The organism is Streptomyces sp. NPDC005955 (assembly GCF_042871255.1).
GTDB lineage: Bacteria > Actinomycetota > Actinomycetes > Streptomycetales > Streptomycetaceae > Streptomyces.
The window spans coordinates 11,569-26,331 of sequence record NZ_JBIAIF010000001.1 but is presented as its reverse complement, the minus strand read 5'-3'; the positions used below and the strand labels follow the sequence as shown (position 1 = coordinate 26,331).

The window sequence follows — 14,763 nt, the reverse complement described above, 5'->3', positions numbered from 1 at the left end:
TCCGGACGGGAACCAACGCAGGGCGGAGCACGCCGTGCCGCACTCCTTCAATCAGGTGACGTAAGGAACGGATTCTGATGAGCGCTGAAGAGCGGCTCCGTAGCTACCTCAAGCGGGTGACGGCCGAACTCCTGGAGACCCGCGAGCGGTTGGCGGCGGCAGCGGCCGAGGAGGACATCGCGATCGTCGGCATGGCGTGTCGGTTCCCCGGGGGGGCGGACTCCCCCGAACAGCTGTGGCAGCTCTTGCTGGCCGGTGAGAACGTCTCCTCGCCTCTTCCCGGGGACCGTGGTTGGGATCTCGCCGGACTTCCGGACGAGCTCGTGAACGGTTCGGACGAACGGCGGTTTGGCGGATTCCTCCGGGACGCCACCGATTTCGATGCTGACTTCTTCGGCATCTCGCCGCGCGAGGCCGCCGCTATGGACCCGCAACACCGCCTTCTGCTGGAGTCCGCCTGGCTGGCCCTGGAGGACGCGGGCATCCCTCCTGATCAGTTGCACGGCACTCAGACCGGCACGTACGTGGGCGTCATCAGCGGAGATCACGCCAGTCATCTCACTGGCGCGCGGCACGACGGCCGGGTCGAAGGCTTCTTCGTTAGCGGGGCAGGCGCCGCTTTCGCCTCCGGACGGATCGCCTACGCGCTGGGGCTGAACGGCCCGGCGCTCACGATCGACACGGCTTGCTCGTCCGCCCTCGTCGCGCTCCACGAGGCGTGCGGGGCCATCCGGCAGGGCGACTGCGAAATCGCCCTTGTGGGCGGGGCTGCCGTCACCTCGACCCTTACGACCCTGCTGGAGTTCCATCGACAGGGCGGCCTGGCACCGGACGGTCGATGCAAACCGTTCGGTGCCCGGGCCGACGGCACTGCCTTCTCCGAGGGCGTGGGGATGCTCGTGCTCCAGCCGTTGTCCGCGGCCCGTCGAGCCGGTCGGGAGGTGCTGGCTGTCGTCCGCGGTTCCGCCGTCAACCAGGACGGCGCATCCAACGGCCTGACCGCACCCAACGGAGCGGCTCAAGAGCAGGTGATCCGCAAGGCGCTGTCCCGAGCCGGCCTGACGCCCGACGACATCGACGCGGTGGAGGCCCACGGCACGGGTACCACCCTGGGCGACCCGATCGAGGCGCAGGCCCTGCTCACGACGTACGGCGGGCGTCGGAACCCGGACCGGCCCCTCCTCGTGGGGTCGGTGAAGTCGAACATCGGGCACACACAGGCGGCCGCGGGCATCGCCGGCGTCATCAAGACGGTGCTCGCCATCCGTCACGGCGTCCTCCCCGCCAGCCTGGGCATCGACGGCCCGACCCCCCATGTCGACTGGTCCTCGGGACAGGTTCGGCTACTGACGGAGGCGACACCCTGGCCGGACACGGGAGCCCCGCGCCGTGCGGGTGTGTCCTCGTTCAGCCTGAGCGGCACGAACGCGCACACCGTCATTGAACAGGCACCCGTCGAACCGGAGGCCAACGAGGCCACCAGCCCCCCTTCCTCCTCCCCCATCACCGTTCCCTGGCTGTTGTCGGCCAGATCCGAGGCCGCCCTACGAACCCAGGCGCAGCGGTTGCTCGGGTATCTGGAGGATGAGCCGGGGGCGTCGTCCGTGGACATCGGATTCACCCTTGCGACGGGACGTGCCACGCTACGGCACCGGGCAGTCGTCGTCGGTTCCGACCGGACGGCACTGACCGCGGGACTGGATGCGCTTGCCGACGGGGGAATCGCACGAGGACTGGTGCGGGACGTCGCCCGCGAGCGGACGAACGACGTGGTGTTCGTGTTCCCGGGCCAGGGGTCGCAGTGGACCGCAATGGGAGCCGAACTCCTGGCCTCCTCACAGGTTTTCGCGCAGGAGGCGGAGAAATGCCTCGCCGAGTTCGACCGCCATCTGGACTGGTCTCTGTCCGACGTGCTGCTCGGGCGTTCAGGAGCCCGGACCCTGGACGAGGACGAGGTGATTCAACCCGCACTCTTCACGATGATGGTGTCGTTGGCTGCGATGTGGCGGTCGAGCGGAGTCGAGCCCACCAGCGTGGTGGGGCACAGCCAGGGGGAACTCGCCGCGGCGTACGTCGCCGGGGCCCTGGACCTGTCGGACGCCGTCCGCACCGTGGTGCTGCGGAGCCGAGTCCTCGCGGCCACGCTACGAGGGCGCGGAGGCATGGTGGCATTGGCCCTACCGCTTCGGCAGAGCGAGGATCTCATCCGGCAGTGGGGCGGACGGCTGGGGATCGCCGCGGTCAACGGCCCGCGGTCCACAGCGGTGTCCGGAGACACGGAGGCGCTGCGGGAACTGCTTGCGGTGTGTGCGCGCAGCGGCACGTCCGCCCATCGCATCCCCATCGACTACGCGTCCCACTCCCACCAGGTGGACGAGATCAAGCAGCAACTCCTCGACGCCCTGGGCACGATCTCCCCGGGTGCGACGTCCGTACCCTTCTTCTCCACGGTGACCGGTGAACAGGTACCCGGGGGCGAGCTGACGGCGTCCTACTGGTTCGAGAACCTGCGTCGCCCCGTCCAGTTCGCCGAGACGGTGAACGGCCTGCTCCACCAGGGATTCACGACCTTCGTCGAGTGCAGTCCCCACCCCGTTCTCGCCTACGGCCTGGAAGACCTCGTGCGGGACCACGGGGGCGACGTCGTGCTCGGTACCACGCTACGACGCGGGGACGGAGGTCCGAACCGGTTTCTGACGTCCGTAGGTGAACTGCACACCAAGGGCGTGCCCGTCGACTGGTCCGCGGCCTTCGAAGGCGCTGCGGCCCGCAGGGTCTCTTTGCCCTCCTATCCGTTCCAGCGCCGACGGTTCTGGTACGACGCCCGGAGCGGTGTGCAAGCCGGGTCGGGGACACCCAACGCCGCACAGCGACCCGGGTTCGCCCCGTCCGCGGTGGAGGTCGCAGATGATGCGAGCGTCGTCCTGAGCGGTCTGGTGGCCCAGCGCGACCACCCCTGGCTCGCGGACCACGCACTGGGGGGAACGGCATTGGTACCAGCCACGGCCTTCGTGGCGCTCGCTCGGCAAGCGGCGGAGCGGGTCCGGGCGGACCGGGTGGAAGAACTGACGCTGCACGCCCCGTGGGTCCTCGCGCCGGGCGAGGAGTATGACCTCCAGGTGTCCGTCGGAGCCCCGGACGGTTCCGGAGGGCGTTCGCTGTCCCTCCACACCAGGGTTCACGGCGAGGTACCGGGGCCGTGGCGCATGCACGCTGACGGGTCGTTGTGCGCTGAACGGCCCGCGGCTGACTCGGGGGCGGCACCGGAGGACCTGGGACCCCTCTGGCCTCCTCCCGGTTCGACACGGCTGGAACTCGACGACGTCTACGCACGACTCGCCCGGAAGGGGTTTCACTACGGCCCGGGATTCCGGGGACTGCGTAACGTATGGCGTCAGGGCGGGGACCTCTTCGCCGAGGTGTCGCTGGAGACGGAACAAGGTCCGGGCGAGGACGGGTTCGATCTGCACCCGGCACTGCTAGACGCCGCGCTACACCCCTTGCTGGCCGACCGTGAAGTCTCCGACCCGAACGACGAGACCATCATGGTGCCCTTCGCCTGGCGGGGCGTCACCGTTCGTTCCTCGGCCACTCGGAGCCTACGGGTCCGACTCACCCCGCTCGCGGAGAACCAGATCGCCCTGGTGGCGACCGATGGATCCGGCGCTCCGGCCCTGTCGGTTGACTCCCTCGTCCTTCGGCCCACCACGGTGGCTCAGCTGCGCGGTTCACTTGTACGCCACGACGACCTGCTCTTCCGGTTGGAATGGCCCGTCGTCGACACGACTCCACCTCTGCGCCCGCCGCGATGTGTTCATCTGGGGGCGCCGGGAGCTTGGGCGCAGGGTCTCGGCTACCCCCTGTCCCCGACCGGCCAGGAAGTAAGTGCGGCAGCGGACTCCGGTGGCGAGGCTCCCGAACTGTTCTTCGCCACGCTGCCGATGCCCGAGCAGGACGGTCTCCCGACATCTGGTGACACTGGACTGACCGAGCTTCTCGACCAGGCGTTGGGGCTGTTGCGCCATTGGTTGGCTGACGACGGGCTCGCCGCCGTCAGGCTGGTGATGGTCACCACCGGGGCGGTGGCCCTCGACGGTGAGGTACCGCCGCATCTGCTGGGCGCGGCCCTGTGGGGACTCGTCCGGGCAGCTCAGTCCGAGCACCCCGGGCGGATCGTGCTCGTCGACACCGACGGCAGTGCTCGGTCGGGTGCCGTGCTTGCCGCGGCCGCCACGGGGGACGAGCCTCAACTCGTGATCCGCGACGGTGTTGTGCGGGCCGCGAGGCTGGGACGGACGGTCGTTCCTCCGGCCTCCGGTCCGAACCCGCCGCCGAAGGGGGGTACGGCCCTGATCACCGGCGGATTGGGGACGCTGGGTGGCGCTGTGGCGCGTCACGCAGTCCAGCAGTGGGGCTATGACCACCTACTCCTGGCCGGTCGTAGGGGGGAGGACACTCCGGGAGCCGCTGCACTCACCGCCGAGCTCAGCGAACTCGGCGCCGTGGTGACGGTGGCCCGCTGCGACGTCTCCGACCGAGTTGCCCTCCGCGACCTCCTCGCAGGGCTCCCCGCTGATCAGCCGTTGAAGGCCGTGGTACACGCGGCAGGTGTGATCGACGACGGCACCGTCGCCGGGTTGTCCACCGACCAACTCCGCAGAGTGATCGAGGCGAAGGCCGAGGCGGCCTGGGCTCTCCACCACGCCACGAGGGATCTGGATCTGGACGAGTTCGTCCTGTTCTCCTCGCTGTCGGGCGTGCTGGGGCGGGCCGGCCAGGCCAACTACGCGGCCGCCAATGCCTTCTTGGACGCGCTCGCCCACTACCGCCACGCTCGTGGCCTACCTGCGAAGTCCGTGGCCTGGGGACTGTGGGACCAGGTCAGTGCCATCACAGGGGCCGGCGATCAGAACCAGGCAGGACGTGTCAACGTGTCCGGCCTGCGCGCGCTGTCCACCACGGAGGGCCTGGCGCTCCTGGACGCGGCCCGTTCCGCTGCCGTGCCGACCTTGGTCGCGGCCCGCTTCGACCTGACGCCGTCCGGAACTGCGGGCTCGTCCGTGATCGGGCTCCCTGTGATGTCGGCGCTGGTGGGCCGTGCCCACCGTGCTCCGGGGGGGAACGAACCGGAGGGTCCCCGGTCTGAAACTGGCTCCCTGCGCCGGGAACTGTCGGGCAGCCCCCTGGGCGAGCGGCGCAAGAAGCTGTTCGCGGAGGTCAGTGCCGCGGTCGTGATGGTGCTAGGTCCGGTGGAGGGCCTGGAGGAGGACCGGACCTTCAGGGAGCTGGGCTTCGATTCGCTCACCGCGGTCGAGCTGCGCAACCACCTCGGTGCGCGGTCCGACCTCAGGCTCCCGGCCTCCCTGGTCTTCGACTACCCGACGCCGGGAGCTCTCACGGACCACCTGCTGACGCAACTGGCAGAGGGTGACCTGGACGACCTCCCCGACACGGTCGGAGAAGTCAAGGAAGTGGTGGAGAACCTCCGCGCGATGGTGTCGGCCCGAACGGCGGGCGACGCGGTGCGCGACGAGGCGGTACGCCAGGTCCGACGCCTGTTGGCGGAGTGGACCGAGGTACCGGGGGAGGCCGTCGCCGAACTGGAGTCGGCCGGCGCCGACGACCTGTTCCAACTGCTGGACCAGCAACTCGGCGCATCCCGACCAAGTGACTGATCACTGCAGCTAGTACGACGACCCAAGTGGGAGTGACAACACGGTGGACACCTCTTCTGACTCGCTGGTCGAGGCGCTTCGGGCATCTCTCATGGAGAACGACAGGCTTCGCCAGGAGAACCGGAGTCTGAAGGACGTCGAGAGCGAACCACTCGCCATTGTCGGGATGTCGTGTCGGCTCCCGGGGGGCGTGACTGGACCCGAAGGTCTCTGGCGGCTCGCCGTCGAGGGCGGGGACGCGATCGGTCCGTTCCCCACGGACCGCGGATGGGACCTCGACGCGCTTCACGACCCCGAGCCCGGTCGGCCCGGGACCTCGTACACGAAGGAGGGTGGCTTCCTCCACCGGGCGGGCGAGTTCGACGCCGCCTTCTTCGGGATCTCTCCCCGTGAGGCCATGGTCATGGACCCCCAGCAGCGCCTGCTGCTGGAATGCTCCTGGGAAGCGCTAGAACACGGCGGGATCGATCCGAAGACGCTCTCCGGCAGTGACAGCGGAGTGTTCTCCGGCGTGATGTACCACGACTACCTGGGGAACTCCAGCGCGGGAAACCTGGTATCGGGGCGGGTCGCCTACACCCTCGGGCTTGAGGGTCCTGCACTGAGCGTGGACACGGCCTGCTCGTCGTCGCTGGTGGCGCTGCACCTGGCTGCCGGGGCCCTGCGCTCCGGCGACTGCTCGCTGGCGCTGGTCGGAGGCGCCACCGTGATGGCGACGCCCCAGGCATTCATCGAGCTGTCACGCCAGCGGGTGTTGTCCCCGGACGGCCGGTGCAAGCCCTTCGCCGCCGGTGCCGACGGAGCCGGTTGGTCCGAGGGCGCCGGCGTCCTGGTCATCGAGCGCCTCTCGGACGCCACCCGTCTCGGGCACCGGGTGTTGGCCGTCGTGCGTGGATCGGCACTCAACCAGGACGGTGCCAGCAGCGGATTCTCCGCACCCAATGGCCCGGCACAGCAGCGGCTCATCAGGAAGGCTCTTGCCGACGCGCGACTCACCAACACCCAGGTGGATGTGGTCGAAGCGCACGGCACGGGCACTCCCCTGGGCGATCCGATCGAGGCCCAGGCACTGATCAGCGCGTACGGCAAGGGCCGTCCGGCCGACCGACCCTTGCTGGTGGGGGCGCTGAAGTCCAATGTCGGGCACACACAGGCCGCTGCCGGAGTGGTCGGTGTCATCAAAACGGTGATGGCCATGCGCCACGGGGTAGTGCCGGGCCTGCCGCACCTGGATCTTCCGAGTCCGCACGTCGACTGGAATGACGGGGGCGTCGAGTTGGTCAAGGAGAACAAGCCTTGGCCTCACACGGGTGAGCCGCGCCGGGCCGCCGTCTCGTCCTTCGGTATCAGCGGAACGAACGCTCACGTGATCCTGGAGGAGGCCCCCGCCCCACAGACGACCGGAGAAGAGGTCACCGAGGACGACCGGCCGACCGCGTGGGTCCTCACCGCCCGGTCCGGTGCGGCACTGCGCGCACAGGCCACGAACCTCCTGGACCTCGTCGAAACCACCCCGGATGTGCCGGCGGCTGATATCGGTCGGGCCTTGGCCAGGCGCTCCCGGTTCGAACACCGAGCCGTCGTGGTGGGCCGTCCCTCGGACGACCTCCCCCAGACGCTGCGTGCCGTGACCGCCGGTGAGGACGCGCCCGGCGTCGTGCAGGGCAAGGCGCGCGGTACGGGACGGACGGTGTTCGTCTTCCCGGGCCAGGGCTCGCAGTGGGTGGGCATGGGGGTCGACCTCCTGTCGAGCGAGCCGGTCTTCGCCCGCAAGATGGAAGCCTGTGACGAGGCCCTGCGCGATCACGTCGATTGGTCGCTGCTGGACGTCCTCAACGGAGCACCAGGTGCACCGGGAATCGACCGGGACGACGTGGTCCAGCCCGTTCTCTTCTCGATGGCGGTCTCGCTGGCGGCCCTCTGGCGCTCCTACGGAGTCGAGCCGGCCGCGGTGGTCGGGCACAGCCAGGGTGAGATCGCGGCCGCCCACGTGGCGGGTGCACTCAGCCTCCGGGACGCCGTGAAGGTCGTTGCCCTGCGCAGCCGGGAGATCGCGCGCACCGTGGCAGGCAGCGGCGGCATGGCGGCCCTGGCTGTCGAAGCCGCGGAAGTCCGGCAGTACCTGGAGTCCTGGCCCGAGCGGGTAACGGTGGCCGCGGTCAACGGTCCGCGTTCGACGGTCGTGTCGGGAGACGCCGCCGCCCTGGACGAACTGGTGCACCGGTGCAAGACGGATGGGCTCCGCGCCCGCCGGATCCCGGTCACCTACGGTTCCCACTCGCCGAGCGTCGACGTGCTGCGCCCCGCGCTCCTCGCCGCACTCACGGACGTCCGACCGCGCCCCTGTGACGTCCCGTTCCACTCCACCGTGACGGGCGACTGGCTGGACGGCTCCGAGATGGGGGCGGACTACTGGTTTACGAACCTGCGTGAACAGGTGCGCTTTGCCGCATCGGTCACGGCGCTTGCTGAACAGGGCTACGACACCTTCATCGAGGTCAGCCCTCATCCCGTCCTCCTGCCCGCGGTCCAGGACACCCTTGAACACAGCGGCATCTCGGGGCAGACGCTGGGCACGTTGCACAACGGGGAGGGCGAGCGGACACACGTACTCGCCGCGCTGGCGCAGGCGTTCGTCAGCGGTGTCGAGGTGGACTGGAGCGCCGCGTTCGCGGAGGGGGAAGAACGCCACGTCGAGTTGCCCACCTACGCCTTCCAGCGCAGCCGCTTCTGGGTGAACACGGTCGGCACCGTGGATTCCACAGCCGACACGGATTTCCTGGAGGCGCTGCCCGAGACGGCCGACGTGGAGGTCGTCCGGGCGAAGCTGTTCTCCGGATCGGACGAGGAACGGCTCGCTGTCGCGATCGACCTGGTCACCACGACGGTGGCCGCCGTGCTGCGGTACGGCCCGCGGGATGAGATGGACGTGGAGAGCACCTTCCTCGACCTGGGCTTCGATTCCCTCACCGCGATGGAGGCCCGGAACCGGCTGAACCGCGCCACCGGTCTCAGCCTGCCGGTGAGCGTGGTCTTCGACCACCCGGATCCCCAAGGGCTCGCCCGGTTCCTCGTTGCGGAGGCCGCGGGGGCGGCCGGGGAGCCGATCGGATCACCGACGGATCTCGTGACGGGTACCGCCCGGCGGTGGCTCGAGAGGACCGGCAGGGCCCGGCTACCACTCTCCTTCGGCCAGCAGCGACTCTGGGCACTGAACCAGATGACGCCGGACAGTCCCGCCTACAACGTGGTGATGGTGCGTGCACTGCCGGGGACGGTGCGTCCGGAGGTGATGGAACGCACCATCAACGAGGTCGTCCGGCGTCATGACGCACTGCGCACCGTGTTCCGCAGCGCGGAGGGGCAGGCATGGCAGGAGATCATGCCCGAACTGAACGTGGGCGTGCCGGTCGTCCTGGTACCGGGTGGGTCCGCGGCCGAGCGGGAGGCGGAGTACGAACGCCTCTTGGCCGAGGAGGCACGCCACGTCTTCGACCTGGCTCACGGTCCGTTGATCCGGGTCACCCTGTTCCTCGTGGGGGACGTCGACTGTCGGATGGTGGTCAACGTCCACCACATCGTCGCGGATGCGTGGTCGGGTGGGGTGCTCGGCCGCGAGATCGCGGTTGTCTACGCGGCACTCCTGGCCGGGACCGTTCCCGACCTTCCCGCTCTGCCGGTCCAGTACGCCGACTTCACCGTGTGGGAACGGGAACGCCTGGACGACGAGCGGCTCTCCGCAAGGCTCGCGCCCCTGAAGGATTCGACAGGCGGCGCCAGGACGGGCGCCCGCGTCCTCACCGATCGGCCCAGGCCGGTCCGCCAGCAGCACCAAGGGGGCGAGGCCAGCTTCGAGATCGACGCGGAGCTCACCCGTACCTTGCGCGACTACAGCGCCGAGCACGGCGTCACACTCTTCACCACCTTGCTGGCAGCGCTCAAGGCGGTGCTCTACCGCCACCGCGACGGCGAGGACGCCGGTGACGTGGTGGTGGGCACCGCCATGGCCAACCGGCAACACGAAGCGGTGCAGAATCTGATCGGCTTCTTCACGAACACGGTGGTCCTCCAGACCCCGCTCGGAGACGATCCCCCCTTTGTCGAACTGCTGCGGAGGGTGGCCCGCACGGTGAGGCGGGGATTCGACCACCAGGACCTGCCCTACGACGCGCTCCTCTCCGGGATGGACCGCGACCGAGGAAGGCCGTCGGAGCACCCCTTCCAGGTGGTGTTCGACCTGAAGCGCCACAGTGGCAAGGACGGACCCGGCGGAGCCGAGTTCGCCCGGGTCACCGAGGTCCACAACGGCACGGCCAAGTTTGACATCGAGATTTCCGTGACCGAACTGCCGCACTCCCTCCTGGTGGACGCCGAGTTCAGCAGCGAGCTCTTCGACGGCACCACGATCGAGCGGTTGCTCGCGGCGTACCGCACCCTGCTCAACGCGCTCGTCGGCTCCCCCGGGGCGAAGATCTCGGAACTGCCGGTACTGCCGCCCGCGCTCGAACAGCGGATCCTGGACCAGTGGAACGACACCGCGCGCGACTACCCCGAGGACCGCGTCCGCTGTCTCCACACCCTCATCGAGGACCAGACCGACCGGGCACCGGGCGCGGTGGCCGTCGTCTTCGAGGGCGAGGCCATCACCTACGCCGAGTTGGACCGGCGGGCCAACCAAGTGGCGCACCGACTGTGGTCCCTGGGGGTCGTTCCTGACCAGCCGGTCGCCATCTCGGTCTTCCGCTCGATCGACATGGTGGTGGGGCTGCTCGGCATCCTCAAGGCGGGCGGTGCCTATCTGCCCATCGACCCCACGTACCCGGTCCAGCGAGTGGCCTTCATGCTCGAGGACGCGGACCCGGGCATCCTGCTGACGCAGGAGCGGCTGGTGGAGGGGTTGCCGGAGCACCGGGCGGTTACGGTCGTGTTGGACCGGCCCGGCGAGTTCGACGAGGAGCCCGTCAGCCGGCCCGACAGCCCGGTCGACATGGACGATCTCGTCTACCTGATCTACACCTCCGGCTCCACGGGACGCCCCAAGGCGGCGATGATGACCCACCGGGGCGTCGTCAATCGGTTGCTGTGGAAGCAGGAGTACTTCGGCCTCACCGCTGGTGACCCCGTGCTCCAGAAGACACCCATCAGCTTCGACGTGTCCGTGTGGGAGTTCTTCTGGCCGCTTCTCGTCGGTGCCCGGATGATCGTCGCCAGGCCGGACGGCCACAAGGATCCCGAGTACCTGTCCCGACTGATCCAGGAGCAGGGGGTGACGACCTTGCACTTCGTCCCCTCGATGCTCCGGGCCTTCCTCCAGCATCCCGGCATAGAACAGTGCCGCTCGATCACCCGAGTCATCGCCAGTGGTGAGGAGCTGCCCCTTTCGTCCGTACGGGAGGTGTACGCCAAACTCCCCGGGGCAACGGTCTTCAACCTCTGGGGAGCCACGGAGTGCTCGGTCGACAGCACCTGCTGGGAGTGCCCGCGCGACATCCCGGATGGAGTCGTGTCCATTGGGACTCCCATCGCCAACACGCAGGTCTACATTCTCGACGCACACCGCAGGCCGGTACCGGTCGGTGTTCCCGGCGAAGCGTTCATCGGCGGTGTCGGGGTGGCGCGGGGCTACCTCAACCGGCCTGAGCTGACGGCGGAGCGGTTCGTCCCGGACCCCTTCAGCTCCGACCCCGACGCCATGCTCTACCGGACGGGAGATCTGGCCCGGTTCCGGCAGGACGGCTCCATGGTCTTCGTCGGGCGGACTGACTTCCAGGTCAAGGTCCGTGGAATGCGCATCGAACTCGGGGAGATCGAGTCGGCGCTCCACGAGCACCCCGCGGTGCGCAGCGCGGTGGTGATGGCTCGTGAACTCGTACCGGGAGCCTCGGACAAGCAACTCGTCGCCTACGTGGTGCCCGATCAGTCCGCCCTCGCCGCACGGGACGGTGCCGAGGTCCGGGAGGGCCGACGGCGCAGCCGTCTGGGGGAGGAGGGCGATCATGGTGCGATCGGGACGAGCCTCACTCCCGCGGAGCGACGCGTGCTGTCCCTTGGGTCGCCCAAGATCGTGGAGATCGGGGTCGGAACGGGCGCGCGACTGCTCCGGCTGGCACCGCACAGCGAGTGGTACCGGGGGACGGACCTGTCGAGCACCGCGTTGGCCTCCGTGCATGAGCGGGTGCTGCCCCGTCTCCCCGATTCGGTTGACGTAAAGCTGTCCCACCAGGAGGAGCACCAGCTCACCGGACCGGACGACGACCGGCCCGACGCGGTGATCGTCAGTGCACCCACCCAGTCGACGGCGGACGCGGGGTACCTGAGGGACGTTCTCTGCACGGCCCTCGCCCTGGTGCGCCCCGGTGGCCTGGTGCTCGTCGACGAGGTGTTGAGCCTCCCTCTGCTCTGGGCCAAGCACACGGAGGTCGAGTCGGCCGCCGAACCAGGCCTGACCGTGGGGGAGCTACGCGATCGCGTGACCCAAAAGGTGGCGAGCGAGGGCGAACTCGCCCTCGCCCCGGAGTTCTTCGCGTCGTTGCGCACGGAGGTGGCTTCCCTCTCGGGCGTCGAGGTGCTCCTGCGGCACGACTCTGGTGCTTCGCGATTCCGCTTCGACGTGGTGCTCCGCGTGGGTGCGGCCGAGCGGGCAACGCCAGCTCCCGTCGAGGTCCGGTGGACCTCGTTGGAAGACCTCCGGCGCGAACTGGCCAGCAGCGAGCAAGAGGTGCTCATTGTCACCGAGATTCCGAATGCCTCGTTCACCTCGGTGAGCGCTGTGCTCACGGCGATGACGAACGGGTCCGACGCCCTCGGTCTCGACGAACTCCCGACGGCGCCGGGCGCCGCGGTAGCGCCCGAAGTGCTCTTGGAACTGGCCGAGGAACTGGGCTACCTGGCCGATGCCGGACCGGAGTGGGGCGCCACGGACGGCCGCTTCCGCGTCACCTTCCGGCGGTCGGGTGACGTCCCCCTCCCTGACGGTGGTGGAGCTCGGGACTGGGTGAGCTCGTGGCGTCAGTACGCGAACGGCCCGCTCCTTCCTGAGCTCGGCCGCTGGTTGACCGCCGAGGCGGCCGACTTCCTGCGCGACAGGGTTCCCGAGTTCATGGTGCCGCCGACGGTCATCGCGCTCGCCGACTTCCCGGTAACGGTCAACGGCAAGTTGGATCGTGAGGCCCTGCCGCTCCCGGCGCGCGAGGTGCCGTTGGGCGTGCAGCATGTGGCCCCGCGCACCCTGCCCGAGCGGCAGCTCGCCGAGATCTGGGCCGAGTTGCTCGATCTGCGTGAGGTGAGTGCGGACCGGGGCTTCTTCGCTCTGGGTGGCGACTCCCTCCTCGGTATCCAGATGGTCAGCAGGGCCATGGCCAAGGGGATGGCGCTCACGCCGCAGGATGTCTTCCAGAGCCCCACCATCATCGAGCTCGCGGCACTGGCCGAATCTCGGGGCCCGGTGCACGCCAGGGCGGGCGTGGAGCGGGATCCGGGGCTCCTCGAGTGGGCGCGGGCTCACCACCCGGACGCGGCGGATGCCTATCCCGCCACTGGTATGCAGAACAGTGCGCTGGAATCCATTGAACGCGCGCCGGACTCCGGTGTGTACGTCACCCACCAGCGATTCCGGTTCTCGGGGCAGCAGTTGGTGCCGAGCGCCCTGGAGACGGCATGGCAGTACACCGTGGACCAGTTCCCGTCGTTGCGCACGAGTTACCTCCGCAACGAGGAGGGGGCTTGGACCCAGGTGGTGCGCACGGATGTTCGTATCGAGTTCGACGTCCATGACCTCCGTGCTGCGTCCGGTGTCGAGCAGGAGCGGCGTATCGCCGCGTACATCGAGGGACAGCGGCGGAGGGGCTTCGCCCAGAGTCCCGTCAAGACCCGGCTGGCTCTGTTCAGGCTGGCCGACGACACGTTCGAGTACGTGCACTTCTTCACGCTGCTCGCACAGGACGGCTGGAGTTCGGCGATGATGGTGCGCACCCTGCTCGACACGTACGAGAACATCGTCGCTGGACGCCAACCGGTCGTCGTACCGCCGGCCTCCGCCTACGGCGATTTCTGCGTGGAGCAGAGCGAGCGCGACATCAGCGGGGCTGAGGAGTTCTGGCGTCGCGAACTCCACGGTGTCGAACTTCCCGGAGCGTCCATCGCCCTACCGCCCCAGGAGCGGGAAGAGGGCCTGCCCTACCCGGTCCAGCAGGAGTTCGTGGTGGTGGCGGAGGAGACGGCGCGGGGAATCGCGCGTCTGGCGGGCGAGCGCGGTCTTAGCGTCAACAGCGTGGTGTTCGGTGCGTGGGCGATCATGGTCAGTGCCGTCACGGGGAAGCACGACGTGGTGTGCGGTGCCCTCACCTCGGGACGAAGCACCACGACTGTCGACGTGGACCAGGCGGCGGGCCTGATGTTCAACATCCTTCCGGTAGCGGCACGGGTGGACGTCGAGTCGGGGTTGCTTCCCTGGCTGGCGGGGGTGCAGGAGAAGATCTCCGGGATCAGTGACTACGAGTACTTCTCGCCGGCCGACCTGCGTCGGGTGAGCGGCGTCCCTGTAGGGGACCTGCTGTTCGAGAGCTACGTGGTCAACGAGAACGTCCCCGGCATGACCGCCGGCCTGGGACGGCTCATGTCGGTTTTGGGGGCCGCCGTACCGGTCCAGGTGCTGGCACAGACCGAGCATCCCCTGCGGGTGGAGATCCACTTCACGGACCAGTTCTCGCTGATCGCGGCGAACCATCGGTCCGGATTCTTCCCTGCGGGTGCCGTGGCGCGCTGGATCCAGAGTTACGTCCGACTCCTCGACACCATTGTCGAAGACCCTGACCGTCCGGTCGGAGAATACCTTTCCGAGTGCATCAAATGGACGACTGTTGGTTGACGTTTGAACGTTTGCGAATCTGTCGTCGACGTTGTGAGCGAGCTTTCCTTCGGGTGTACTCGCTGTGGCCGGAAGAGAGGGAAGTGAGTCCGCTCGCGTTCCAGTCTGGCGCGATCGCGCCAGACTGGAACCTGGTGCATGAAGGGGGGTCATGTTTTGATTGTTTTGAACCAACGGGGTTGGCGGGAGCGGTCAAACGGCCGTATCTGCCGCAGGTCGCTC

Annotated in this window: 1 protein-coding gene and 1 pseudogene; both read left to right on the top strand. The window is 68.7% G+C overall.

Annotation, left to right across the window (positions count from 1 at the left end; translation table 11 throughout):
• Positions 1 to 77 precede the first annotated feature (77 nt).
• On the top strand, positions 78 to 5,675 hold the full coding sequence (locus ACFYOU_RS00030; RefSeq protein WP_391302243.1) for an SDR family NAD(P)-dependent oxidoreductase: 5,598 nt from the start codon (positions 78 to 80) through the stop codon (positions 5,673 to 5,675).
• A 70-nt stretch (positions 5,676 to 5,745) separates the two neighbouring features.
• Positions 5,746 to 14,541, top strand: a pseudogene (locus ACFYOU_RS00025) (amino acid adenylation domain-containing protein); the annotation flags it as partial.
• Positions 14,542 to 14,763: the final 222 nt, after the last annotated feature.